Consider the following 22,930-nt stretch of genomic DNA (forward strand, 5'->3'; position numbering starts at 1 on the left):
AAAACTTTCCCCAAAACTCTTCCCCAAAACCCCCGATTTTTAACCCGTTTTGACCTCAACTATTGCCCATTCTTTACCTCGGTCATCATTATATTTATCGGTCATTTTTCTTGTTCTGTGGCCAAGTAGTCGTTGTGTATCGATACCCTGGTCCCGGTATACCCTTTCCGCTAAAGATCGTTGTTCGTGGAAGGTTGGGGCAGTACCGTCTTCCCAGGTTAATCCGCATTTTTCCCTGGCCTTTTTAAACGTCGTTGTTAGCGAACTGGCTGATACGCGATCCCCACGAGTTGCCATTGAAGTAGAGTGACGAAAATGCACCAGGTATTTACTGACAACCGCATCACGGCAAACAGCAATGACTTCTCGTAATGTCATATTTATCTTTTCACATTTGATGCTTAAAGGGATCGCTACACGGCTGCCAGTTTTTTCCTGTGTTACATGCAGCATGTCGTCCCAGATATCGCTAAATTTCATATTCGTGATATCGCCAATACGTTGACCAGTTACTAAAGCAAGTAGCATCCCACTAATTAAATAAGGAGGATGGTTTTCTGCTTGTTTAAATATCGCCTGCCATTCTTCAAAGGAAAGACGCTGGCGTGTGACTCTATTTCTAGGTTGCCTGGTTGCCTGTGCCGGGTTATATCCTGGTGGCACATGCCCCGCGTGCTGAGCCTCTTTGAAAACATCTACCATTACCATCCGTACAATCTGGGCCATTCTGTTGTGACCTTCAGATTTCACATTATCCGTAATTTCAGCAATATCCAGTGCGGTAATGTTTTTTAGGTATTGCATTCCTGAATGCTCCCTGAAAAGCCTTACCGGTTTAATTTTTTGCTTATATGAATTTGGTCGAAGTTCATTAAGACTCACTCTCTCTTCCTGAATTTTTAGATATTTATCCAGCCATTCAGTGACAGTGATACTTGTTCTATCCCCTTTAATTTTGGCAACACGCTCATTTATGCTCAGGATCTGCCGTGTTCTTTGTTCGGCAATGATGGTATTAGCTTCATTCGCTATTTGCTTTGCCTCTTCTTCATCAGTACCTAGGCTATGAAACTTTCCTGATGTTGGATGTTTATACTGCCAGTAAATCCGACCAGTACGTTTGTCGAGTTTGCAGTACAAATTAGGGATAGTAACTTTATGAGTTCTCGGTCTAGCAGCCATCGGCAATAATCCGTAAAAGTCTTGGGTTGGCGTTAGCAGGAACCTGATGTGGTGCGGCTACACCCACAAACCGGGCTTCACGATCTACCATCCAGCAGTGACCAACTTTTATTGCTGGTGGAGCAATCATTTTCCCCTTGGCGAACTTCTTCAAAATTCGCTCACTGGGCGCCTGCTCGCCAAATTCTTCTTTAGCCCATTCGAGTAAAGGGATCATTCGTGCCATAAGTCCTCCGCAACACCCGGCTGCACCCGGGCTGAAATGATTAAATATCGGTACTGATGAGTAAAATATTATTAATTAGGGTCATATATGGTCTTTAGTTGTGAAATTTAATCGAAATAGCTCATGTATAAACCTTTACGGGCGTAATGGCTCACATATGAGCTTATTTTCGTGTGAATTGGTGGTTATGGTTCATTTGTGACACTTGGTGAAGTTGCAATCATGGCAGCCCAGCATAGCCTGGCTTTATGCGCAGCCTGCTCACATCCGCTCATCGCTTCATACTTCGCCCACTCATCCGAATCACTAAAGAAAGAATCAGGCTCAGATTCAAAACCTTCAACTACCATATTCTCTGTTGGCTCAACTGGAACCAGTTTCCAGCCAGTAGGCACAAGCTGGAGTGGTGGGGCTGTAAACAATGGGCCCGGCGCTATATCAAAACGCCGCCAGCGAATATCACACTTTCTTTCTTCGCCCGGCTTGTTCCACGCAACAACATCAGCCACCGGCTCACTGCTCTCCTTCCGGTACGCCAGCAACTCACGCGCCATTCCGTTTAGTTCTTCTTGTGTTGGTGGGTAGTTGTATAAATCGTCTTCTGCCGCCAACTTGGCCAGCCGCTCATCACTCAGCGTCTGCTCTAATCCCATGAGATTGGTGGTCATATAACCTCCGATTGGTACTGTTCGAACCAGAAAATTACTGGCTTCACGATTACTTCCACTAAACCGAATCTCTCTGCGGTGCGGAAGTTAACGCTGTACAGCCTGGCGCGATCGGCTTGCGCCGCTATCTGCTCACGAAAAACTTCAACTGTCAGCGTGGCTTTAAAAAGATTGCATGGCGCGCACGCGGGAAACATGTTTTCCAGCACGTCATTCTCTGGCCGCCAATGATCCCCGCTATATATGATTTTTCGAGTACCGTTTGCCTGGCGTTCACCAAATTCCCATTTACGTAAAGCAGCCTCAACATGGTCTGCATGCCAGCCCTTTTCGGGCAACTGACAGCCGCAATACGCGCACCGGCCACCAAATTTCATTCGCAGCTCTGCGCGTTGTTTTTTGGTGATTGCCATGTCACTCACTCCCCAGAACCCAGCGATTATTAACGTGAACCTGAAATTTGCAGCCTGTATCCGGCATCACAAGTTCTTCAACTACATCACCTGTTTCAACCAGGTAGTAATGTGAATCGGTAATGTTGTTAATGAAAAATGCTTCACGCTCACGCTCGCTTAATGTTCCGATTATTTTCATGGCCTTTTTCCCAATAGGCCGATAATCCGGATTCACACCAGCCAGTTTCGCCGCGGCGTAATTGTGATGGCCGTCCATAAGGATCGTGTATTGCTTACCACGCAAAACTATTGGGTAAACGCATACGATGAACCGCTTAAAGCGTGATGCTTTATCTATAACCTTTGTCCGGTCAAGGTAGCGCTGGCTGCTGATTAGCTGTCCCTTAAGCATCTCACTCACTCCCTTCAACAGTTCCGACCGCCATCAACCAGTTGCGCATGGTTTGATACTCAGCGTTCCTGAAGCCCGATTTCACATAAATAAACGGTAATCGCAGGTTGTGGCCGTTGCATGCCAGGTAGTCTTTGCAGCCCTGCTCGGTGAAGCAGCAGGTAACGAAATCGTTGATTTCCTTCACAGCTATACGCCGCCATTTCTCTGGTGCTTCACGGCTGTTTTCATGAAGCAGTTCAAGACGCCTTCTTTGATGCGTAGTGGCTTCGTTACCATCTTCATCAATCCATACAATGCGGTCATAGTCGTAATCTTCGTCAGTAACGATTTCGCGCTTCTGAAATACGCAGAACATCGGATCGGAAGTGACGCGGTTGTCCTGGGTACGAAGGTTTTCAGCAATGCGAGCAAATTCATCAGGCAGCTTCACGCATAACGGCTTAACGCATAGTGCGGAAGGTTCACGCATAGTGGAGGTGGCTTCCAGTTCTGCGATGCGATTAGCGCCATGCTCGACAGCCTCACGGCATTTCTCCTTCCACTCATCGCCCCGTAACTTCGCCTGCTCCAGCGCCGCTATCAGTGTCTGGATGTCAGCACCATCATCCAGCGGCCACGCCTTCAGAATTTCGTCACCAACGTATTCAAGCAACTGCTTTCCGGTTTCTTCACTCAACCATCTCCCGTCCATATCAAGGTCGGCCAGGCAGTGGTAAACATCGCCTTCGCCATCCCAGTTATCACGGTAGAGGATTGCGTATTTTCCAGGCTTCAGCTTCTCCACATCACTGTTAGTGGCTTCGTATGCTGGGTTAGTCATGATTGGACTCCTTGCGCAGTTGCGAGGCGAATGCTTTTGCAAGCTCATCAACATATCCATGCGTGAAATCCACCGGGCTGTGCGGGTAGTCAATATGTGCGATGAACATATCCACGCCCTGCGCCTGAATGTTTGCAATGGCGGCGTCGGTGGCTGGTGTTTGCAGCTCTGCGCCTTCAACAAGCTCTAGCTTGCAATCGGTCTCCCAGCTTTCGCAGACCCGATAGGTTCGATTTGGAAGCTTGGCTGCCACCTGGACAACTAACTCCTCGTTGTAATTAAGCTCGCACTCGCTGGCGATTTCCTCTGGGCTGTCATAGGGCAGTTCAGGATTATCAGCATCCCAGAACATCAGGTTCGACTTTAGCGATGCATTCTCCGTTGCCAAGTTAACTACCTGCTGGTTAAGCGTTGAGACCTGCTCGGAAATACTCAGCGTGTCGCTGGTGCCCATAACTTTCGTTATCTGGCTGATAGTGAGCTGGGCGCTGGATAGTTCCAACCGCGCTTCGTCACGTTCTTTAAGTGCCTGGGTAACAGCAGTTGTATTAGCACCAAGACGGGTAGTGAGTTCTTTCATCAGTTCTGAATAGATACCCACTTCTTTGATGCTGGCTGAATGCTGGCCAGCGAATTGAATCAGTTCGCTGGTGGACATATCGGTTAAACGTTGCATTAAGATCTCCACTAAATAAGAGCGCCACTGCACTGGCGGTGAATTTTGGGTGTAGAAAGCCCAACCCATTGAGCATGGGCTTTCGCAATTAATTGTTTATCGCTGTGCTTCGCCGCCGAGGGCAGCAGTCAGGCTCGTAATAAGGTGCGAGAACTCGCCAGTAAACAGAATAAAGTCGGCATCGAATCGCTGAGCAATATCTTCACGGTCGATATCGTCGTTCTGGTCGAGCAAAGAATCAGAGAACTTCACTTTCTTGATCACCATGCAATCATCAAGGGTGAAAGTCACTCGTTCCTGCCAGTCTAAGGCCAGTCGGGTTACCACTTTGCCGGCTCCAATGTGTGTGGCCACTTCGTCGCTCACCAAATCCTGATTGGTTACACGCGCCACGCCGCCACCTTCCAGAACGGCTTTCAATTCCGCTTCATCACGCATGGTGAAACCAGCTGGCATATCACCACTGCGTACCCATTCAGTCATGGACAGTTCTATTGGTGATTCCATCGTTAACGGAACCACTGGTAGTGAACCAATAGTTTTGCGGAGCAGGGCAAGGGCATCTTCGGCGCGCTTAGAACTACCAGTATCAACAATGACCAGGCCCTTGCTGTTGTCGATCCAGATTTTTGTTGATGAATTACGGCTAAAGGCGCGGGGTAACAGAGAGTGAAGAACTTCATCACGCAGTGAGTCTTTCTCTGTTTTCTTGAGGCTGCGGCCCTGATCAGATTCAAGTTTAGAAATCTTCTCTGCCAGCTCATCTTTGATAACGGCGCTTGGGATTACTTTCTCTTCGCGGCGGATCACCAGGAAGATCTGCGCACCGGCAAGGTGGAAAAGCTGATCAGACAGTTTGCCTAATGGTGATATCGAAAGCCATCGCTTCTGGGGCACTGAGAAAGCACCTCAGACAAAGGTCGATATGGCAGCGTTCGGTATTGTGGCTAAATCATTTGGCGACCGAATAGTTACCGGTCCGAAAATCCATACAGTCTTCAAGACTGATGGGATCGGCAAGGAGTACGCCTGGTGGAAACACAAATAAAGTTTGTTGTGGTTGGCCATCACTCACGGCGTGAAATGGCTACCAGCCTTGCAGCTTTGCTTAATGCTCACCTTCTTATTGATGAGGCAGATCACGGCGCGAACTGGAATCATCGTCGCGCTTTAGTCTGGGCAGAAGAGCAGGATGTTCGCGTTGTAGTGCTGGAAGATGATGCGATCCCCGTCAGTGGCTTTGCTGAGTTGGCCAACGAATGGCTATCCAGATTCCCCGATACCCTTATCAGTTTTTATCTGGGGACCGGTCGCCCACCGCAGTATCAGCTCGAGATAGCTACCAAATTGGTGCTGTCTGACAAGAACCGAACGGACTACATCACGATCCCTCGGCTGATACATGGCGTCTGCTACAGCGTGCCGCCACAGCATCTCCCTAAAGTACTAACCCGATGGAGCCATAGCAAAGCGGCTGACTATGCAGTCGGCGATGCTTACGGCGGCCCGGTTCTGTACCCGTGCTACTCCCTTGTTGATCATGCTGATGGCATGCTGGCGGAGAAACCTAAAGACAACATGCCACGCCTCGAAAGACGCAAGGCCTGGAGGTTAAATGGCAAAGCTAACAACGCTACAACCCAGACTTAAAGTGATAGAAACCCGGCGCATTAAGCCAGCCTATAGCGAGCAACGCCGCATTAGTGGAAGTGCAAGGGTTGGGATGAAGCGCAGGATTTACAAGCGCGATGGTGGTCATTGCTGCATGTGCAAACGAGTAGTTGACCTGTATGACAGCCAACTTGATCACCGTGTGGCGCTGCAGTTCGGCGGTACCAACGATGAAAGAAATCTCTGGACGCTCTGCACCGAGTGCCATGATGGGAAGTCAGCCAGGGAGGCTGCAACCGGCCAGCCTGACGAGGTGGCGCTACGATGCAAGGCGCCCGAACCCATCGGAAGTGATGGAGTCATCGCGATCTAATTCAAATGAGAATCAATATCAAGTGCGCGTCGGTGATAGTTGCATTTGAAATCATTTTATCGTGAATGATAACAATTATCACCAATGCCGGGGGGGTATCAACAAAAGTAAACCCCGATCGGGCTGGACACCGCGCCCCCTCTCACGCACAGAAAAAATCCCCTTTTGGAGGGTGTAAACATGTTAACAGGGCAGAAGCGCAAGTTTGCTATCGCGCTGATGTCCGGATCAACTCAGGCCGCCGCCGCCGTAAAGGCTGGGTATTCTGAGAAATCCGCGCGTTCCAAGGGTTCGCAGCTGGCTAAAGACCCGGATGTCATTGCGTTTATGAACAAAAAGCGTGATTCGGAGTCCGCTGTTGAAGTGCCAGTGTATGAGCCAAAAACACCACCTCCGGTTGTTAACAATCTGAGTGGTAAGTTCGAAGATCCCCTCGAGTTTTTAAAGTCGGTGATGAACGATCTCACTGAAGAAACAGATGTCAGAAAAGACGCTGCCAAAGCCATGCTGCCTTACATCCATCCTAAGAAAGGCGAGGGTGGTAAAAAAGATGCGCGAAATGCCGCTGCAAAAGTAGCAGCTGGCGCCAGCAAATTTGGAGCGATGGCACCGCCAAAGCTTGTCGTAAACAACAAGGGGTAATCCATGGCTGAATGGACCACGGCCTGCCTCGAGTGGGAGAAGCGCCTGGTCGAAAGGGCTTCGATTATCCCAGCTCCGATATTTGCCGATCAGGCTGAATATGCTCTGGGCATATTTAAAGAGCTTCGTGTTTCAGATTTGCCAGGCAAGCCGACTTTTGGCGAGTGCTCTGAACAATGGGTGTTCGATTTTGTGAAAGCCATATTTGGCGGTTACGATGCCGAAACCGGGAAGCAGCTTATTCGTGAATATGGCCTGCTGATCAGTAAGAAGAACACTAAATCGACCATCGCAGCCGGAATCATGCTGACGGCGGTAATCTTGTGTTGGCGTGAAGACGAAGAGCATCTCATCCTCGCACCCACAAAAGAGGTTGCGGATAACAGCTTCAAACCGGCAGCAGGGATGATACGTGCCGACGAAGAATTATCGGATATGTTCCAGATTCAGGACCATATCAGGACGATCACCCATCGAGTCACCCGAAATACCTTGAAGGTTGTGGCCGCTGATACGGATACGGTTTCCGGTAAAAAAGCCGGACGCATTCTTGTTGACGAACTCTGGCTGTTCGGCAAGCGGCAAAATGCTGAGGCCATGTTTATGGAAGCGCTCGGTGGGCAGGTATCCCGAGAAGAAGGCTGGGTTATCTTCCTGACGACCCAAAGCGACGAACCGCCAGCCGGGGTATTCAAAGAGAAACTTCAGTACTGGCGAGACGTCAGAGACGGAAAAATACCTGACAGAAAAACCCTGGGAATTCTTTACGAATTCCCGGAATCGATGGTCGAAAATAAAAAATATCTTCTTCCTGAAAACTTCTATATCACGAACCCAAATATGGGCCGTTCTGTCAGTGCGGAATGGCTTGAAGACCAGTTGCGTAAGAACCAGTCCAAAACAGACGGCACGCTGCAACAGTTCCTGGCGAAACACCTCAATATTGAGATCGGGCTTAACCTGCGGAGTGACCGCTGGGCAGGTGTTGATTTCTGGGAGCAACAGGCCCAGTCGGTAACATTTGAAGATTTACTCAACCGCGCTGAAGTCATCACTGTCGGTATAGACGGCGGTGGACTGGACGACTTACTTGGGTTTTCTGCCATTGGTCGGGACAAAAACACCCGCGAGTGGTTGTGCTGGTGCCATGCCTGGGCCCATAAAATTGTACTTGAGCGCCGAAAAAGTGAAGCATCCCGCCTTCTTGGTTTCCAGAAAGAAGGTGATCTCACCATCGTTGAATTTGTCGGCGAAGATACTGACCAACTGGCTGAGCTGGTGGGCCGCATCCACGAAGCCGAATTGCTCGACAAGATTGGCATTGACCCCTCTGGGGTTGGTTCGATTCTGGATGCGCTGACCGAGGTAGAGATACCGGCTGAAAGCGTGGTCGGTATCAGCCAGGGCTGGCGCCTGGGTGGTTCTATCAAAACGACCGAGCGGAAACTGGCCGAGGGTGTGCTAATTCACGCCGGTCAGCCAATGATGGCCTGGTGCGTTGGGAATGCTCGCGTTGAACCAAAAGGCAACGCCATCCTGATAACCAAACAGGCCAGCGGGAAGGGAAAAATTGACCCCCTCATGGCCTTGTTTAACGCCGTATCGCTGATGGCGCTGAACCCGGAAGCGAAGAAACAAGATTACCAGGTATTTTTCATATGACATACACGTCAGTTAATGACCCGCTTCGGCGGGTTTTTTCGTTTCTGGAGGCAGTCAATGACGTTTAAACGCGCCTGCACCCTCATGACGGTGAAGTCGGTTAACGAGGATGAACGGATTATTACCGGCATTGCCTCCACACCTTCACCCGATCGAGACGGTGACATTCTGGAGTCAGGTGGGGCGACCTACCGAAGTGATACTCCATTTTTATGGCAGCACGACCGCTCTCAGCCTATCGGGACCTGTACCCCCAAGATGGTTAAAGAGGGGATGCAAATCACTGCTAAGTTGGCAAAACCAACACCTGATATGCCATCGCAACTTGCCGCTCGGCTCGATGAAGCCTGGGCATCAATCAAGGCAGGCTTAGTTCGTGGCTTATCTATTGGCTTCCTTCCCAAGGAGTATTCCTATCTGGATGAAGGTGGCGTCCGTTTCCTGAAATGGGATCTTCTCGAAGTGTCGGCGGTGACAATCCCGGCAAATGCAGAGTGTTCCATCCAGACCGTTAAATCTTTTGACCGCCAGTTACTCGCCGCGTCAGGTAATGAGAAACAGGTAGTTATAGCAACTCCATCTGCTGGCGCTACAGCAAAAAAATCTACCGAAAATAAAGGAAAAAATATGAATATCGCAGAGCAGATTAAAAGCTTTGAAGCTAAGCGTGCAGCGCTGGCAGCATCACTGAATGACGTCATGAGCAAAGCAGCTGATGAAGGTCGCACCCTTGATCTCGAAGAAACGGAGCAATACGACAACGTTTCTTCCGAAGTGAAATCCGTAGACGAGCACTTAAAACGACTGCGTGACATGGAAAACAATATGGCAGCGACTGCCAAGCCTGTAGCTAAAGCTGCAGCAGGTGAAGTTGCTATTGTTAATAATGCCCCGGCTATTATTCGCGTTGAGCAAAAATTGGAAAAAGGTATTGCCTTTGCCCGATTCGCCAAATCTCTGGCCGCTGGTAACGGTAGTCGCTCTGAAGCCTTGCAGATTGCAAAAAATCAGTATCCAGATGACACCAAGCTTCATCATGTTTTAAAGGCTGCGGTAAGTGCTGGTACGACAACAGACCCAACCTGGGCTGGCGCATTGGTTGAATATCAGGACTATGCTCAGGACTTTGTTGAGTTTTTGCGACCTCAGACCATTATTGGTCGCTTTGGTCAGGGCAATATTCCTTCGCTACGCCAGGTGCCATTCAATGTGCGTATTCCTGCCCAAACATCTGGCGGTTCGGCAAACTGGGTAGGCCAGGGTAAAGCCAAGCCGCTGACTAAATTCGACTTTGCGACAATTACTTTTGGCTTCTCAAAAGTTGCATCCATCGCGGTGCTGACAGAAGAGTTGATTCGTTTCTCCAACCCTTCTGCCGATGCTTTGGTGCGCAACGCATTAGCTGAAGCTGTTATTGCACGTCTTGATACCGACTTCATTGATCCGGCTAAAGCCGCAGTGGCTGATGTATCACCTGCTTCAATCACAAACGGTATTACTGCAATCCCATCAACTGGTGATCCGGATGCTGATGCCTCTGCCGCATTTGGTACGTTCATCACGAACAACCTTCAGCCGAACGGTGCCGTCTGGTTAATGTCCAGCACTACCGCTCTGACGCTATCTATGCGTAAGAATGCACTTGGCCAGAAAGAATATCCGGATATGACAATGCTGGGCGGAACATTCCAGGGATTGCCTGTGATTGTTTCTCAGTATGTAGGTAATCAGCTGGTTCTGGTGAATGCTCCAGATATTTACCTGGCAGATGATGGTGGCGTTGCGGTAGATATGTCCCGCGAAGCATCTCTGGAAATGCAGAGCGCTCCAACCCACGACAGTACTACGCCGACAGCGGTTGAGCTGGTTTCAATGTTCCAAACCAACAGCGTAGCTATTCGTGCAGAGCGCTGGATTAACTGGAAACGCCGCCGCGAAGCAGCAGTGGCTGTTATCTCTGGTGTCGATTACAGCACTGGTGCAACCAGCTAAAACGGAGGGCGGGGGAGAACCCCGCCATTTTTATGGCAAGGATCAAATACCTTCAGCGAACGCATGACTCATTGCCTGGCGATGAAAAAACCGTGAATGACCAGTGCGCGAAGGTACTGGTTCTGCTTGGTAAGGCTGAATTTATTACCGGCCGCCGTACTTGTGGGCCGGGTAGTAAAAATAAAAAAAATAAAACGGGGACTGGATGATGTGGAATTTTTTGAAGCGAAAAGATAAGTCGCTACAGCAACCATCATCTCGCGGCTGGACGTCGATATTCTCTTTCGTGAGAGAACCATCTTCCGGGGCATGGCAACGGAACATGGAGATCAGTAACCCGACAGTATTATCGTATTACGCCGTGTTCTCCTGCATATCACTTATTGCCAGTGATATATCAAAGATGCCTCCTGGCCTGAAAGCTAAAGACTCAAACGGGGTATGGAAAGAAACACAAGATTCGAAAATAGACACCCTTTTCAATAAACCAAACCAGTTCCAAAACCGAATTCAGTTTCAAGAAACCTGGATTAATTCAAAGCTTTGTCATGGTAATACCTACGTGATGAAAATTAGGAACAACTCTGGTGTTATTACTGAGCTGAGAATTCTTGATCCGGAAAAAGTTGTCCCATTAGTTGCTGATGATGGTTCTGTTTTCTATCAAATAAACCCGGATAACATTAGCGGCCTACCTGCACAGGTTACTGTGCCAGCGCGTGAAATTATTCACGATCGTTTCAACTGCCTTTTCCATCCTTTGATTGGTGTTTCTCCAATTTACGCATGCGGAATGGCCGCAATGCAGGGCAAACATATTCTGGAAAGCTCTGCATTCTTCTTCAAGAACGGCGGCAAGCCGAGCGGGGTAATTACTATCCCTGGCGCCATCGATGCTGAGAAGGCCAAAGAAATCAAAAATAACTGGGATACCGGATATACCGGAGATAATGCCGGTAAGACGGGGTTGTTGTCTGGTGGGGCAGAATACAAGCCAATTACCATGTCAGCCGTTGATGCTGATACGGTTGAACAGCAAAAATTGTCCGCTGAAATGGTGTGCTCTGCTTTTCATGTTCCAGCCTACAAAGTTGGCGTTGGCGACACGCCCTCATATGACAACATCGAAGCCCTTGAGCAACAGTATTATTCGCAATGCCTTCAGGTACTTATCGAATCTATTGAGCTATTGCTTAATGAGGCATTCGAGCTTGATGTCAGGAAACAAGTTGAACTGGATATCAGTTCTCTTTTGCGCATGGACAGCGAGCGCAGGATGAAAACCCTTGGTGAAGGGGTGAAAAATACCATCCTGACACCAAATGAAGCTCGCAAAAAAGAGAATCTTCCACCCGTTGAAGGCGGTGATGCGCTTTATCTTCAACAGCAGAATTACAGCCTGCCAGCGTTAGCCCGGCGTGATGCATCGGATAACCCCTTCAGTACATCGTCATCTCAACCAACTGTGCAACCAGATGAACCAGCATCCAAAGCTCTTTCTGATTCTGAGGTGATTGCAATGAAGGCCATGATTAGAGGGATGATTGCCAAATGAATGAACGCGAAATTGAAATATTAAAGGCGATCACTGAAGAATTCAGCACTGTGCTTTCAGGTCTTAAAATGGATTTTGCAAAGCAACTAGAAGATCAGCTGAAAGCTTTTGAGGAAAAGTTTTCTTCGTTGAGCAAGTCTGTTGATGAGTTGAAAGAAGCTTCAGAACCTGACGTTTCAGCGCTGGCGCGTGAGGCCGCTGCCCTTGTGCAGGTTCCTGAGCTTCCAGCCATGCCAGATATACCTACGATGGTAAGTGACGCTGTTGCAGCGCTGCCAGCACCTGAGCCAGCAAAAAGCATCATGCCTGAAGACGTTAGGCCAATGCTTGAGAAACTGGTGAAAGAGGCTGTTGCAGATATTCCAGCACCTTCTGCACCGGAACTCCCAGATATTGCTGTGATGGTGAGTGACGCTATTGCAGCGCTGCCAGCACCTGAGCCCGCGATTGATGGCGAACATGGACGCGACGCTCTTCAACTAGAAGTTTCACCCTTCATTGACGAAGAGAAAAGCTACCCGCGAGGCAGCTATGCAACCCATTCAGGCGGCCTGTGGCGCGCTTACGAAAAAACCCACGGCATGCGTGGCTGGGAATGTCTGGTCGATGGCGTTGCGGGTATTGATATCGTCAACACCGACGAGCGGAACTTCACCGTTACCGTTACGCGCGCCAGCGGTGCAACAGAGATTAAATCTTTCTCCATGCCAACGTTGATTTATCGCGGTGCATTCAAATCTGGTGAGGTTTACAAACCAGGCGATACGGTTACCTGGGGCGGATCAATGTGGCACTGCGATGAAGAGTCCGCTGATAAGCCAGGCGAAAATGGTTCAAAAGGCTGGACGTTGGCGACCAAGCGCGGCCGGGACGGGAGAGATAAAACGTGATTGAACTCGTAACGCTTGATGAAGCGAAGATGCATTTGCGCATTGATGAGGATTACGGCGATTCCGATCTGACATTAAAAATTCAGGGCGGCAGCGCTGCGCTGTTGGCTTATATCCAGGGTAGCCGCGATAAAGTTGTCACCGAAAATGGTGATCTTATCGAAGGTGAACCGCTAACACGGATGCAAACGGCGTTGCTGGTTCTGCTTGGTTACTTGGACCGCAATCGCGGCGGGGAGGAAGAGGAGAAATTGAAGCAGGGAGAGCTACCCTACGCGGTAACGATGCTTATTTATGATCTACGCCGGACAACAATTATTTAGGAGTCTTTATGGCATGTGCAGGTTGTGAACGCCGAAAGGCATGGTTAAAAAAGTGGGTGAAAATTGCATATGAACGAACAACTGGTAAATCAGCTAATCGAGGCAATGAACAAACAGGCGTTGGCGATGGAGAAACAAACAGCAGCAATAAGCCGCCTGGCTGAATCAAACGAAGCGTTATGCTCCGTAATTGTTCAAGTACTTAGTGAAGATCGCGATGATGTAGAGGTTACCGAATTGAATGATACCCGGCCTCAATATCTAAGCCAAAAAACTATCAGGCGGTAATTATGAAAGCTGGACCGTTACGGCATCGCATTATGCTGCAGGAAACTGTGAAGGTTCAGGACCAGATTACTGGTGCGATGATTGATTCCTGGGTAGATGTGAAACCAGTCTGGGCCGAAGTTACCGCCGTGTCGGCCCGTGACTTTGTCGCGGCACAGGCATATCAGAACCAAATCATATCCCGCATTAAAATTCGCTACCGGACAGACATAAGCGACAAAAATCGCATCCTGTTCAGGGGGAGGATTTATAACATCGAGGCGGTGCTCCCGGATCCGGATAGCGGGTTGGAGTATCTGACACTTCCTTGTTCAGAGGGTGTAAACGATGGCTGATGGTGTGGAAGTTAAGCTCGATGGTCTTGATTCTTTACTGGGTAAGCTTGCCGAAATAGGTGATGACCTGAAAAGGAAAAGTGGTCGAGCAGCGTTGCGTAAGGCCGGGAATATCATTGTCACTCAGATAAAGAATAACGCACTACGGCTTGATGACACACATACGGCTCGAAGCATCGCCGATAACGCAGCTCAGCGCTGGAACGGGAAGGTATTCAAGCAAACCGGAGATCTCGCATTTCGTATCGGGATACTCCAGGGCGCCGTACTGAAGAAGAAACCCAGCTTGGGCAAAGACGCCCCGACCCCGCACTGGCGCTTGCTCGAGTTCGGTACCGAGAACATGGCCTCCAAACCACTTGTTCGCGCCGCGGCCACATCCAGGATGAACGAAACATTCAACACCTTTGCTAATGAATATGAAATCGGTATCGACCGGGCCATTAAGCGAGCACAGAAAAAAGGAGTGAAACCGTGATCCCCCCGATATTCGCCGTTTGCTCTGCAGATGCAGCGGTTAAAAGTTTGCTTGGCGATTCCCCAGTTCGTCTCTACCCATTTGGTCTTCAGGATGACGTAAAGGTTTATCCCTATGCTGTCTGGCAGAATATTCCCGGTGGTGGGCCTGAAAATTATCTTAATCAGCGTCCTGACGCGGATAAGTATTCGCTGCAAGTTGATATCTATGGTGACACTCCAATTCAGTCGATGAATGTGGCGCGCGCGTTGCGAGATGCGATTGAAGGGAAAGCTTACATCACGCGATGGGGTGATCAGAAGCGCGATCCTGAAACGAAACGATACCGATATTCTTTCGATGTTGACTGGATAGTCAGCAGATAACGAAACCTTTCATAACCGGCCTTGAGCCGGTTTTTTTATGTCCGGAGATAATTATGTCAGTAGTGACTCAAGGCACGCAGCTTTTTGTAGTCAATAACAACGTGGTCAGTGAAGTTGAATGTATTACTTCATTCTCACCTGGTAGTAGTCCAGCAGATCAAATTGAGGACACATGTTTAAGCGAGCGAAACACTCGTAGTTATAAAAAGGGGCTTCGCACCCCAGGGCAGGCAACAGCAACTCTCAATGCTGACCCAGCAAATGATAGTCATGTAATGCTCAGCGACCTTGCAGAGAGTAACGATCAGCAAGACTTGGTTTTTGCTATCGGTTGGGCCGATGGTGACTCAGTTCCAACATACGATGCAACTGGCTTAAATCCTGACGCAGTCGATGGGCTTGTGCTTCCTGATGACAGAACCTGGTATTTATTTAAAGGGTATGTGTCAGATTTCCCGTTTGATTTCCAAGCTAATACGGTAGTCCAGACTTCCGCAACCATTCAGCGTAATGGCCAGGGGCAATGGGTTCGTAAAGCTCAACCAACCAGCTAATCACCAGCGGGGGAAACCCCGCCAATTGAGAATATGCAATGAAACTGACTTTGAACTCACTTAAGCAGACAGGCGCATTTACCGGGCGCCCGGTTGAGAAAGAAATTAACTGGAAAGCCCAGGACGGTACCGAGCACAAAGCAACTACGTATGTCCGGCCAATGGGATATCACACAGCGACTAGTGAAGTGTTGGCGATCACAGGGAAAGTTGATGGTGTGGCCGGTCGCATTGCAGCTTCCATTTGTGATGAAGATGGCAAGCAGGTATTCACGATAGCCGATATTACTGGTGAAGCGGATCCGGAACGCGGTGCTCTTGACGGTAGCCTGACAGTTGCTCTCCTGGTAGCCATTCAGGAAGTTAACAGTATGGGAAAGGCGAGCTCAGCGCAGACGACGAGTTCTGGTGCGAACTAGTACTTAACGGGATAGGCGGGCGAACAGTAGCCGAGGCAAAAGAGCGCATCAGTATAACCGAGTACCGTGACTGGGTGCTGTACAGGCAGAAGTATGGAAGCCTTAATCCAATGATGCGCACGGAGTGGGCTGCTGGCCTCGTTTCATCTGTGCTGGCAAACGTCAATCGGGGAAAAGACACCCCACCTTTCAAAGTTACTGATTTTACCCCCCATATTAATGAGCCTGCCATTTCCCTGGACCAGGCAATGCAGGAGTGGACATAAGCATGGCTGGTAAATCACTCGGCACGCTGACGATTGACCTGATCGCTAAAACTGGCGGCTTCATATCAGGAATGAACCAGGCTGAAAGGGCCTCAGAAAAATGGGGTAAGCAGGTACAGAAGGATGCTGAAACCACGAGTACGGCAATAGCCGGAACAGCTGCCGCCGCTATTGCCGCTGGTGCTGCAATAGGTGCTGCTGGTTTTCAGTTGCTTAAATCTACTTCGAAGCAAATTGCTGAAACCGATCGCTGGGCAAAATCTTTAAATATTGCCACTCAGGATTTACTGGCCTGGCAGTTTGCAGCTGAAAAAGCCGGGGTAACTGGTGATCAGATGGCTGATATCTTCAAAGATATCGGCGATAAAATTGGTGATGCGGTACTCAATAAGTCGGGCGAAGCGGTCGATGCTTTAAATGCCCTTGGTCTGTCGGCTGAGAAATTATCCAAAGTACCGGTCGATAAACAACTGTTGGCTATCAGTGAAGCTTTGGGGAAAATTGGCACCCACGCCGAGAAAACCACAATTCTCGAAAGCCTTGGTAATGACCTGTCCAAATTGTTGCCGCTATTTGACAACAATAATAAAAAATTAGAACAGTTCATCAGCCTGGCGAAAGATTACGGAATCGCACCCGATCCGCAATCAATTGACGACCTGGTAAAGGTTAATGCCCTGTTTGAAGACATGGAAGCCCAGGTTCAAGGGCTAAAAATGGAGATTGCGGCGGGCCTGGCTAAGGTTGACCTTTCCCCACTCCAGTCATCACTTGGGCAGTTGCGCGATGTATTAACTGACCCTCAAATACTACAGGGGATCACAAATCTTGTTTCTGAGGTTGCACAGTTAGCCGGCTGGCTGGTTAAGGCTGCGGCGTCAGCAGGAGAACTGGCTGCTAACACTGGCAACCGTATGGCTGCACTTGGTGGGAACGTTGATCTCACCAATATTGACCAGATCAGCGAGAGAATTGATTATCTCAAAAAGAACCTTGATGGACGGGATGGTTTCTACGATAAGGAAAAATCATTTTTTGGATGGATATCGGGTGGCGACGATAGCGTTAAAACGTTAAGTGAAGAGCTCAATACGCTCATTGCTACGCGAGATAAACTCAGTAAGCAGAAGCAACCTGTATTGCCGTTGGCACCGGCGACGACAGGAACATCAAGTGCATTTGCTTTACCTCCAGGCGGGACAAACGGAAAAGTCACTCCTGATGCCAATATCAAAAAACTCGAAAGTGCATTCAAGTCGACTGAGCAAAGCTATCTTCGTCAAATAGCTCTCATTGATACCACAGGTAAAAAAACGGCAGATGTTACTGAACTGGCGAAACTTAACTTTGACCTTACTACCGGTAAATTAAATGGCCTGAATGCCGCCGAGCAGGAAAGGTTAAAGCAGCTTGCTACTGAGCTAGATACTCTTACCAGCATAAAAAAAGCTAATGAGGATAACCTAAAATTAGCTGAGTTTACTGCCAACCTTCGCAAGCAGAATCAGAACTCAAAAGCCTCAAACGATGCTGAGTTTGTCGGCGCTGGCATGGGTGATAAAGCACGCCAGCGGATGAAGGAAGAGCTGGATATTCAGCGGGAATTCCTGGACAAGCAGGCTGATCTTCAGAAGCAATATCAAAGTGGTGACATCAGTAAATCCCTTTACGATCAGGAAACGGATGCTCTGCAGCAGGCTTTAGATGAGCGGCTGGAGATTCAGAGGGATTACTACAAAAAGTCAGATGCTCAGATGGGGGACTGGCAAGACGGCATCATGGATTCGCTCAATGACTATGCTGACAACGCGAGTGATTATTATCAGATCGCCGCTGACAGCATGACCTCAATAATCGGCGGCGCCACATCTTCGATATCAGAAAACATCCAGGCATTAATTCATGACACTGAAGGCCTGGGTGATTTCTTCAGTAATATCTTTTCCGACCTCGGAGAAACCATCATCAAGACGCTTTCTGATATGGCCGCTCAATGGCTGGTTTATCAGGCAGTGCAATTGCTGGTGGGTAAAACCACTCAGGCTTCTGCGGCAGGAACATTGATTGCTAATGCTCAGGCCACCTCATTACAGGCTCAATTAGCTGCGTTCGCTTCCACAGCTGCAATCCCCATTGTTGGCCCTGCATTAGCACCGGGCGCAATGGCGGCCGCCGCCGCTGTAACCATGCCATTAGTTGCCGGCGTCGGAGCTTCAGCACTGGCAGGTATGGCCCATGATGGTATCGATAGTGTGCCAGAAACGGGGACATGGTTACTTCAAAAGGGTGAGCGTGTTGTTACTTCTCAGACCTCGGCAAAGCTTGATGAAACGCTTAATCGAGTAAATCAGCAAACCACGGGCGGCAAGGAATATGCGCCAACGTTCCAGTTCAACGTAAACGGTGACCCTTCTGATACTCAGATTGCCATGATGAAGAAAGCAGCGGCAGATGGGGCAAAGATGGGGTACCGGCAGGCATCGAGTGATCTGGCGACTGGCAAAGGTGATATTTCAAAAGCAATGCAACGGTGGAACACCGGCAGGAGAACGGGCTAATGGGCAAGAAAACCAGCATAAACTACCCAGCCGATTATTTGCCTATTCCATTACAGGATGGCTATGGGCTAAAGCCGGTAAGTCCACTACTCAGGACTGACCTGGTATCAGGAAGGGCAAGGCAGCGGCGCTTGTATACGTCTACGCCAACTCAGGCGGCTGTCTCCTGGTCGTTCAGTGATCCAGAGGGGCAGCTTTTCGAAGCATGGTACCGGGATACAATTCACGATGGAGCAGATTGGTTCAACATGCCACTGCGTTCCCCGCTGGGTACTACTGATTTATATGTCTGTCGTTTTGTTGATATCTACGAAGGGCCGACAATTGAAGGTGGAAATTATTGGCGATACACCGCAGTTCTTGAGTTATGGGAACGGCCAGTACTTGCACCGGGTTGGGCAGAATTCCCGGATTACATTATCAATAGCAGCATTATAGATGTTGCTCTGAACAGGGAGTGGCCCGGCGCATGACTATCCTGAACAGGCTTTATGCTTCTTCTGGTGAAGAGGTGATAATTGAAACGCTGCAGATAAATATAGGTCCTGAAATTCATTATCTGTGCAAAGGGTATGAGGATATAACTGCCACTACCGAAAATGGTGATGTTGTTACGTTCAAGGCCGCCGCAATAGATATTGCTCTTCCGGCCAGGAACAGTGACGGAACACAAGACCTTCAATTTGCGATCGACAATATTGACGGGGTGGTTTCTACGGCCGTTCGCAATGCTCTGGGTAATCTTACCGGCGCTACGCTGACGTACCGTAATTACGTATCTACTGACCTCGCTGCTCCAGCTGCTGCTCCATACACCTTAGCGGTTAAAAATGGCTACTGGACTGCAACTCAGGCACAAATCACAGCCGGCTATATGAATGTTCTGGATACGGCGTGGCCGAGATATCGCTACACACTGCCATATTACCCAGGGCTTCGTTATATGAGTTAAGGACCCACCACTATGTTTAATCCAGATAAATACCTTTCAGTCACCTGGCTGAAGGGCGGACGCGCTTATCCAGAACTTGACTGTTTTGGCATTGTTAATGAAATCAGGCGTGATCTCGGTTTACCGGAGTGGCCTGACTTTGCCGGTATTACCAAAGACGATGGAGGACTAAACAGAGAAGCGCGCCAGTTAATGTTGTCTTTGCAAAAATGTGCTCCCTGCGCCGGTGCAGGAGTGGCGTGTTATTCCGGTTCAACAGTGACCCATGTCGGTGTTGTTGTGGAAATAAGCGGACAGCTACATGTAGCAGAGTGCAATCCAGGGAAAAACGTTTCATTTATTCCGCTCAGTCGATTGAAGCGCCGTTTTGTTAAAGTGGAGTTCTGGAAGTGACGATAAAAATTTATCCCTCCCGCTTACCTGGTGAACCTCTGGAAACGCATCAGCATGGTGCTATCACCATCCATCAATGGCTGAAACGGAATGTAGAAAATTATCGTGCTGATATGAAACACCCTATCGTCATTGAAGTCGATGGCGTGAATATACCTGCTACCGCCTGGTTCGATTATGCAATCAAGCCGGAAAGTGACATACAAATATACCCAATCCCTTATGGTCTTTCTGTCGTAGCAATTGCATGGATTGCGGCGGCTGTGGCCGTTGCGTCTGTAGCGTACGCATTATTTTTTGCACCCGGCGTTGGTGATGTAGGTGGGTATTCATCAGGATCTGGAAACCGACTTGATATAAATCCGGCAAAAGCGAACCAGGCAAAGTTAGGTGATCCAATTCGAGAGCTTTTCGGCCGCCGTCGTATTTATCCAGATTATGTTGTTCAACCAGTGACCCGATTTGACCCTGACGACCCAACAATCATGAGAGTTCTTATGTTTGTATCTCTTGGCGTGGGTAAATCTTCATTCGGTGAAGGGGATATGCGTGTCGGTTCCACTCCCGTTTCATCACTTGAAGAGGGGTTCTCATATCTTACATATTTGCCAGATTCAAACGTGTCTGGTGACGAACGAAGCGAGAACTGGTTTAACTCCACTGAGGTTGGCGGAACGACATCTGGATCGGGTTTAGATATGGCTCAGACAGCACCGGATACTGATGATGTTGTCGCAAAATCCCTGACGGTTTCTGGGCCAACAATCACGTTTAATGGACTAAGTACAGATGATGGCGACGATGCGACAAATGACCTACCTGATTCATGGGTTGCCGGAGCGACAGTAGAAATTATCGTACCTGATTCGTATGTCGTGACAAACGAAGGGGCATACAGCCTTATTACCAGTGATGTTCTGAGTGAAATCTCCCCCTATGTTGGTATGCCTGTATCACTCTGGTACAACAGCTCTGATTATGAACTCTTCATTGCTTCATATACCCCGCATGCAGATGCATCTGGAAGTGATGAAGAGGTCACAGCCTCAATAACTCTGGCGTATGACAGCGCCACCGGAACAGCATTCACGGGGATCCCTGAAGGATTCATTCGTCTTTCAATTTCTCACTCAGGTAGTGAATATAAAATAGTTGAGGTTGATGGTTCTTCGACAACGCTTCAACGGCTGGTAGCTGGTGTTGTTGACCCATCATGGCCGGGTTTTAATCCACGTACTGTTCTTGACTTTACTGCCTCAGGTTTGAATGAAAATGATAACTGGATGGGGCCTTTTCTTTCCTGCCCTGAGAATGAAGTCTGCGATATGTTCGAGGTGAATTTCTTCTTCCCGAGCGGTATTTGTGGTTACAAAGATAGTGGCAGTAAAAAGAATCGCCAGGTTAAGTGGGAGATTCAGTACCGTGTTTATGGTTCGGGCTCTGGGTGGTCAAGTAAAACAGGTATCTATGATATGAAAAATATCAACGGCCTTGGTTTCACCGAACGAGTCACACTGGGTGCGCCAGGGCTTGTTGAAGTGCGAACCCGTCGCACGAACGAACAGGGCGAGGATAATTCCCGTGACAATATGTACTGGCAATCACTGCGCGGGAGGTTGTTAACTCGTCCATCTTCATATCCAGGTGTTACCACCATGGGCATCACAGTAGAAACAGGCGGGAAGTTGGCAGCACAGTCGGATCGGCGTGTAAATATTGTGGCCACAAGAATATATGATTCCGGCATTCAGCGAACTATTTCTGCAGCGCTCTTTCATGTTGGTCATTCTATTGGCCTGAATATGGATGTAGAGGCAATTGAAGAACTGGAAGAAACATACTGGTCGCCAAATAATGAGTTTTTCGATTTCGAAACAAATGACAGCACATCAACACTGGAAATTCTGCAAACAATAACCAACGCTGGGAAAAGCTATTTTCTTCTTTCGGATGGTCTTGCTTCGGTAGCGCGTGAAGGAGTTAAGCCATGGGCTGGCATCATCAGCCCGCAGGAGACGACAGAACTGCTTCAGACTGCGTTCATTGCACCTTCTTCCGATGACTATGACGGAGTGGATGTAACATATATCAACGGTTCAACCTGGGCTGAAGAAACTGTGCAGTGTCGAACCAGTGATAATCCAACCCCAGTGAAGATTGAAGATTACACACTGGATGGTGTTCTTGATCGTGACCATGCCTACCAGATTGGCATGCGCCGGTTGATGAAGTACTTACAGCAGCGGCTCACCCATACCACTACCACAGAAATGGATGCACTTTGTTATAACGTTGGTGACCGCATTGTCTTCACGGATGATATCCCGGGAAGTAAAACAGTCAGCACGCTGGTGGAGGACATGGTTATCGATGGGGGAGCAACCATCTTCACGGTAAGTGAACCTCTTGACTGGTCTTTTTCCAATCCGCGAGCGCTCATTCGTTATCAGGATGGTTCGGCGTCGGGACTGCTTATTGCAACCAAAGTTGGCGACTATGAATTATCTATTCCAGAGCAGCCTGAGTTCGCCAGCATCATTATGGATGACGGTGCAATTGAGCCTCCACGCCTGATCTTCTGTGATTCTTCCCGGGTCGGTTATAACGGAATTATTGCTGAGATAGCGCCACAATCTGACGGGACTTGTCAGGTAACGGCTAAAGAATACAAGGACAGCTTCTACCAGTACGACAATACTCTGTACCCCGGAAATGTATCCTGAACTTAACCACCAATTTTAATAACCCGCTTCGGCGGGTTTTTCTTTTTATGAGGCCAGCATGACCACCTATAACACCGGTAATCCTCTTGGTTCTTCAGCAGCTAAAGATCTCTACGATAACGCCCAGAATTTGGACTTTGCATTAAACAGTCTTACCCAGGCAATATGG

Annotated in this window: 27 protein-coding genes and 2 pseudogenes; 21 read left to right on the forward strand and 8 right to left on the reverse strand. The window is 48.8% G+C overall.

Annotated features, from left to right (window positions below):
• Positions 1–39 precede the first annotated feature (39 nt).
• The 8 genes and pseudogenes from M977_RS18965 to rdgC form a co-directional block, all read right to left on the reverse strand.
• A complete protein-coding gene (locus M977_RS18965) occupies positions 40–1,182 on the reverse strand; it encodes a phage integrase Arm DNA-binding domain-containing protein (protein ID WP_064518028.1) in 1,143 nt (380 codons plus the stop codon).
• Complete coding sequence (locus tag M977_RS18970) at positions 1,172–1,408, reverse strand: excisionase (protein WP_064518030.1); 237 nt, start codon at positions 1,406–1,408, stop codon at positions 1,172–1,174. Before M977_RS18970 ends, M977_RS18965 begins: the two co-directional genes overlap by 11 nt.
• A gap of 185 nt (positions 1,409–1,593) precedes the next feature.
• The gene (locus M977_RS18975; protein WP_064518032.1) at positions 1,594–2,076 is read right to left on the reverse strand and encodes a hypothetical protein; all 483 of its coding nucleotides are present in this window, start codon (positions 2,074–2,076) and stop codon (positions 1,594–1,596) included.
• Positions 2,073–2,489 carry an HNH endonuclease gene (locus M977_RS18980; protein ID WP_064518033.1) on the reverse strand — a complete coding sequence of 139 codons (417 nt, stop codon included), beginning with the start codon at positions 2,487–2,489 and terminating at the stop codon, positions 2,073–2,075. The genes M977_RS18975 and M977_RS18980 overlap by 4 nt, the downstream gene beginning before the upstream one ends.
• A 1-nt stretch (position 2,490) precedes the next feature.
• A complete protein-coding gene (locus M977_RS18985) occupies positions 2,491–2,883 on the reverse strand; it encodes a hypothetical protein (protein ID WP_064518035.1) in 393 nt (130 codons plus the stop codon).
• 1 nt (position 2,884) lies between these two features.
• Complete coding sequence (locus tag M977_RS26145) at positions 2,885–3,706, reverse strand: hypothetical protein (protein ID WP_064518037.1); 822 nt, start codon at positions 3,704–3,706, stop codon at positions 2,885–2,887.
• Positions 3,699–4,382: a hypothetical protein gene (locus M977_RS18995; protein ID WP_064518038.1), complete on the reverse strand. Its 684-nt coding sequence runs from the start codon at positions 4,380–4,382 to the stop codon at positions 3,699–3,701. Before M977_RS18995 ends, M977_RS26145 begins: the two co-directional genes overlap by 8 nt.
• Positions 4,383–4,478: 96 nt before the next feature.
• Positions 4,479–5,255: pseudogene (rdgC, locus tag M977_RS19000) on the reverse strand (recombination-associated protein RdgC); the annotation flags it as partial.
• Between rdgC and M977_RS25825 the strand changes: the two are divergent.
• From M977_RS25825 to M977_RS19095, 21 genes and pseudogenes are all read left to right on the forward strand, one after another.
• A pseudogene (locus tag M977_RS25825) lies at positions 5,254–5,430 on the forward strand (glycosyltransferase family 2 protein); the annotation flags it as partial. The pseudogenes rdgC and M977_RS25825 overlap by 2 nt on opposite strands.
• Positions 5,412–6,032: a hypothetical protein gene (locus M977_RS19005; RefSeq protein WP_064518043.1), complete on the forward strand. Its 621-nt coding sequence runs from the start codon at positions 5,412–5,414 to the stop codon at positions 6,030–6,032. The pseudogene M977_RS25825 and the gene M977_RS19005, both read left to right, overlap by 19 nt.
• A complete protein-coding gene (locus M977_RS19010; RefSeq protein WP_064518045.1) occupies positions 5,998–6,366 on the forward strand; it encodes an HNH endonuclease in 369 nt (122 codons plus the stop codon). The genes M977_RS19005 and M977_RS19010 overlap by 35 nt, the downstream gene beginning before the upstream one ends.
• A 180-nt stretch (positions 6,367–6,546) precedes the next feature.
• A complete protein-coding gene (locus tag M977_RS19015) occupies positions 6,547–7,008 on the forward strand; it encodes a terminase small subunit (RefSeq protein WP_064518047.1) in 462 nt (153 codons plus the stop codon).
• Positions 7,009–7,011: 3 nt separating this feature from the next.
• Positions 7,012–8,670, forward strand: a complete 1,659-nt coding sequence (locus M977_RS19020; RefSeq protein ID WP_064518049.1) for a terminase large subunit — start codon at positions 7,012–7,014, stop codon at positions 8,668–8,670.
• A gap of 57 nt (positions 8,671–8,727) precedes the next feature.
• Positions 8,728–10,662, forward strand: a complete 1,935-nt coding sequence (locus tag M977_RS19025; RefSeq protein WP_064518051.1) for a phage major capsid protein — start codon at positions 8,728–8,730, stop codon at positions 10,660–10,662.
• 208 nt (positions 10,663–10,870) lie between these two features.
• Positions 10,871–12,217, forward strand: a complete 1,347-nt coding sequence (locus M977_RS25700) for a phage portal protein (RefSeq protein ID WP_064518145.1) — start codon at positions 10,871–10,873, stop codon at positions 12,215–12,217.
• Entirely contained in the window at positions 12,214–13,107 is an 894-nt protein-coding gene (locus M977_RS25705; protein ID WP_064518053.1) for a hypothetical protein, read from the forward strand. The genes M977_RS25700 and M977_RS25705 overlap by 4 nt, the downstream gene beginning before the upstream one ends.
• Positions 13,104–13,430, forward strand: coding sequence for a head-tail connector protein (locus tag M977_RS19040; RefSeq protein ID WP_064518055.1), 327 nt, complete (start codon positions 13,104–13,106; stop codon positions 13,428–13,430). The genes M977_RS25705 and M977_RS19040 overlap by 4 nt, the downstream gene beginning before the upstream one ends.
• A 69-nt stretch (positions 13,431–13,499) precedes the next feature.
• Positions 13,500–13,718, forward strand: coding sequence for a hypothetical protein (locus M977_RS19045; protein WP_064518057.1), 219 nt, complete (start codon positions 13,500–13,502; stop codon positions 13,716–13,718).
• 2 nt (positions 13,719–13,720) lie between these two features.
• A complete protein-coding gene (locus M977_RS19050; protein ID WP_064518059.1) occupies positions 13,721–14,053 on the forward strand; it encodes a phage head closure protein in 333 nt (110 codons plus the stop codon).
• Positions 14,046–14,531, forward strand: coding sequence for an HK97-gp10 family putative phage morphogenesis protein (locus M977_RS19055; RefSeq protein WP_064518061.1), 486 nt, complete (start codon positions 14,046–14,048; stop codon positions 14,529–14,531). The genes M977_RS19050 and M977_RS19055 overlap by 8 nt, the downstream gene beginning before the upstream one ends.
• Complete coding sequence (locus M977_RS19060) at positions 14,528–14,896, forward strand: DUF3168 domain-containing protein (protein WP_064518063.1); 369 nt, start codon at positions 14,528–14,530, stop codon at positions 14,894–14,896. The genes M977_RS19055 and M977_RS19060 overlap by 4 nt, the downstream gene beginning before the upstream one ends.
• Positions 14,897–14,949: 53 nt before the next feature.
• Positions 14,950–15,450 (forward strand): phage tail tube protein, encoded by a 501-nt coding sequence (locus M977_RS19065; protein WP_064518065.1) that lies wholly within the window; start codon positions 14,950–14,952, stop codon positions 15,448–15,450.
• A gap of 38 nt (positions 15,451–15,488) precedes the next feature.
• Positions 15,489–15,869, forward strand: coding sequence for a phage tail assembly chaperone family protein, TAC (locus M977_RS19070; protein WP_064518067.1), 381 nt, complete (start codon positions 15,489–15,491; stop codon positions 15,867–15,869).
• A gap of 53 nt (positions 15,870–15,922) precedes the next feature.
• Positions 15,923–16,135: a phage tail assembly protein T gene (locus M977_RS26150; RefSeq protein ID WP_425339050.1), complete on the forward strand. Its 213-nt coding sequence runs from the start codon at positions 15,923–15,925 to the stop codon at positions 16,133–16,135.
• Between the two features lie 2 nt (positions 16,136–16,137).
• Complete coding sequence (locus tag M977_RS19075; protein WP_064518069.1) at positions 16,138–18,693, forward strand: phage tail tape measure protein; 2,556 nt, start codon at positions 16,138–16,140, stop codon at positions 18,691–18,693.
• Positions 18,693–19,166, forward strand: coding sequence for a hypothetical protein (locus tag M977_RS19080; protein WP_064518071.1), 474 nt, complete (start codon positions 18,693–18,695; stop codon positions 19,164–19,166). The genes M977_RS19075 and M977_RS19080 overlap by 1 nt, the downstream gene beginning before the upstream one ends.
• Positions 19,163–19,645 carry a DUF1833 family protein gene (locus M977_RS19085; protein ID WP_064518073.1) on the forward strand — a complete coding sequence of 161 codons (483 nt, stop codon included), beginning with the start codon at positions 19,163–19,165 and terminating at the stop codon, positions 19,643–19,645. Before M977_RS19080 ends, M977_RS19085 begins: the two co-directional genes overlap by 4 nt.
• Before the next feature lie 12 nt (positions 19,646–19,657).
• Complete coding sequence (locus M977_RS19090) at positions 19,658–20,038, forward strand: hypothetical protein (RefSeq protein WP_064518075.1); 381 nt, start codon at positions 19,658–19,660, stop codon at positions 20,036–20,038.
• Positions 20,035–22,761 (forward strand): host specificity factor TipJ family phage tail protein, encoded by a 2,727-nt coding sequence (locus M977_RS19095; protein WP_064518077.1) that lies wholly within the window; start codon positions 20,035–20,037, stop codon positions 22,759–22,761. Before M977_RS19090 ends, M977_RS19095 begins: the two co-directional genes overlap by 4 nt.
• The last annotated feature ends 169 nt before the right edge of the window (positions 22,762–22,930 follow it).

The sequence above is a fragment of the Buttiauxella gaviniae ATCC 51604 genome, from assembly GCF_001654835.1.
In the GTDB taxonomy this organism is placed as follows: domain Bacteria; phylum Pseudomonadota; class Gammaproteobacteria; order Enterobacterales; family Enterobacteriaceae; genus Buttiauxella; species Buttiauxella gaviniae.

Coding starts and splice junctions, on each gene's coding strand:
- M977_RS18995 (WP_064518038.1), bottom strand. CDS start 4,382: ATGCAACGTTTAACCGATATGTCCACCAGCGAACTGATTCAATTCGCT.
- M977_RS19075 (WP_064518069.1), top strand. CDS start 16,138: ATGGCTGGTAAATCACTCGGCACGCTGACGATTGACCTGATCGCTAAA.
- M977_RS19070 (WP_064518067.1), top strand. CDS start 15,489: ATGAAACTGACTTTGAACTCACTTAAGCAGACAGGCGCATTTACCGGG.
- M977_RS18975 (WP_064518032.1), bottom strand. CDS start 2,076: ATGACCACCAATCTCATGGGATTAGAGCAGACGCTGAGTGATGAGCGG.
- M977_RS18980 (WP_064518033.1), bottom strand. CDS start 2,489: ATGGCAATCACCAAAAAACAACGCGCAGAGCTGCGAATGAAATTTGGT.
- M977_RS19065 (WP_064518065.1), top strand. CDS start 14,950: ATGTCAGTAGTGACTCAAGGCACGCAGCTTTTTGTAGTCAATAACAAC.
- M977_RS19090 (WP_064518075.1), top strand. CDS start 19,658: ATGTTTAATCCAGATAAATACCTTTCAGTCACCTGGCTGAAGGGCGGA.
- M977_RS19015 (WP_064518047.1), top strand. CDS start 6,547: ATGTTAACAGGGCAGAAGCGCAAGTTTGCTATCGCGCTGATGTCCGGA.
- M977_RS19055 (WP_064518061.1), top strand. CDS start 14,046: ATGGCTGATGGTGTGGAAGTTAAGCTCGATGGTCTTGATTCTTTACTG.
- M977_RS25700 (WP_064518145.1), top strand. CDS start 10,871: ATGTGGAATTTTTTGAAGCGAAAAGATAAGTCGCTACAGCAACCATCA.
- M977_RS19085 (WP_064518073.1), top strand. CDS start 19,163: ATGACTATCCTGAACAGGCTTTATGCTTCTTCTGGTGAAGAGGTGATA.
- M977_RS19010 (WP_064518045.1), top strand. CDS start 5,998: ATGGCAAAGCTAACAACGCTACAACCCAGACTTAAAGTGATAGAAACC.
- M977_RS18965 (WP_064518028.1), bottom strand. CDS start 1,182: ATGGCTGCTAGACCGAGAACTCATAAAGTTACTATCCCTAATTTGTAC.
- M977_RS19045 (WP_064518057.1), top strand. CDS start 13,500: ATGAACGAACAACTGGTAAATCAGCTAATCGAGGCAATGAACAAACAG.
- M977_RS19080 (WP_064518071.1), top strand. CDS start 18,693: ATGGGCAAGAAAACCAGCATAAACTACCCAGCCGATTATTTGCCTATT.
- M977_RS18985 (WP_064518035.1), bottom strand. CDS start 2,883: ATGCTTAAGGGACAGCTAATCAGCAGCCAGCGCTACCTTGACCGGACA.
- M977_RS19025 (WP_064518051.1), top strand. CDS start 8,728: ATGACGTTTAAACGCGCCTGCACCCTCATGACGGTGAAGTCGGTTAAC.
- M977_RS26145 (WP_064518037.1), bottom strand. CDS start 3,706: ATGACTAACCCAGCATACGAAGCCACTAACAGTGATGTGGAGAAGCTG.
- M977_RS19020 (WP_064518049.1), top strand. CDS start 7,012: ATGGCTGAATGGACCACGGCCTGCCTCGAGTGGGAGAAGCGCCTGGTC.
- M977_RS19050 (WP_064518059.1), top strand. CDS start 13,721: ATGAAAGCTGGACCGTTACGGCATCGCATTATGCTGCAGGAAACTGTG.
- M977_RS18970 (WP_064518030.1), bottom strand. CDS start 1,408: ATGGCACGAATGATCCCTTTACTCGAATGGGCTAAAGAAGAATTTGGC.
- M977_RS25705 (WP_064518053.1), top strand. CDS start 12,214: ATGAATGAACGCGAAATTGAAATATTAAAGGCGATCACTGAAGAATTC.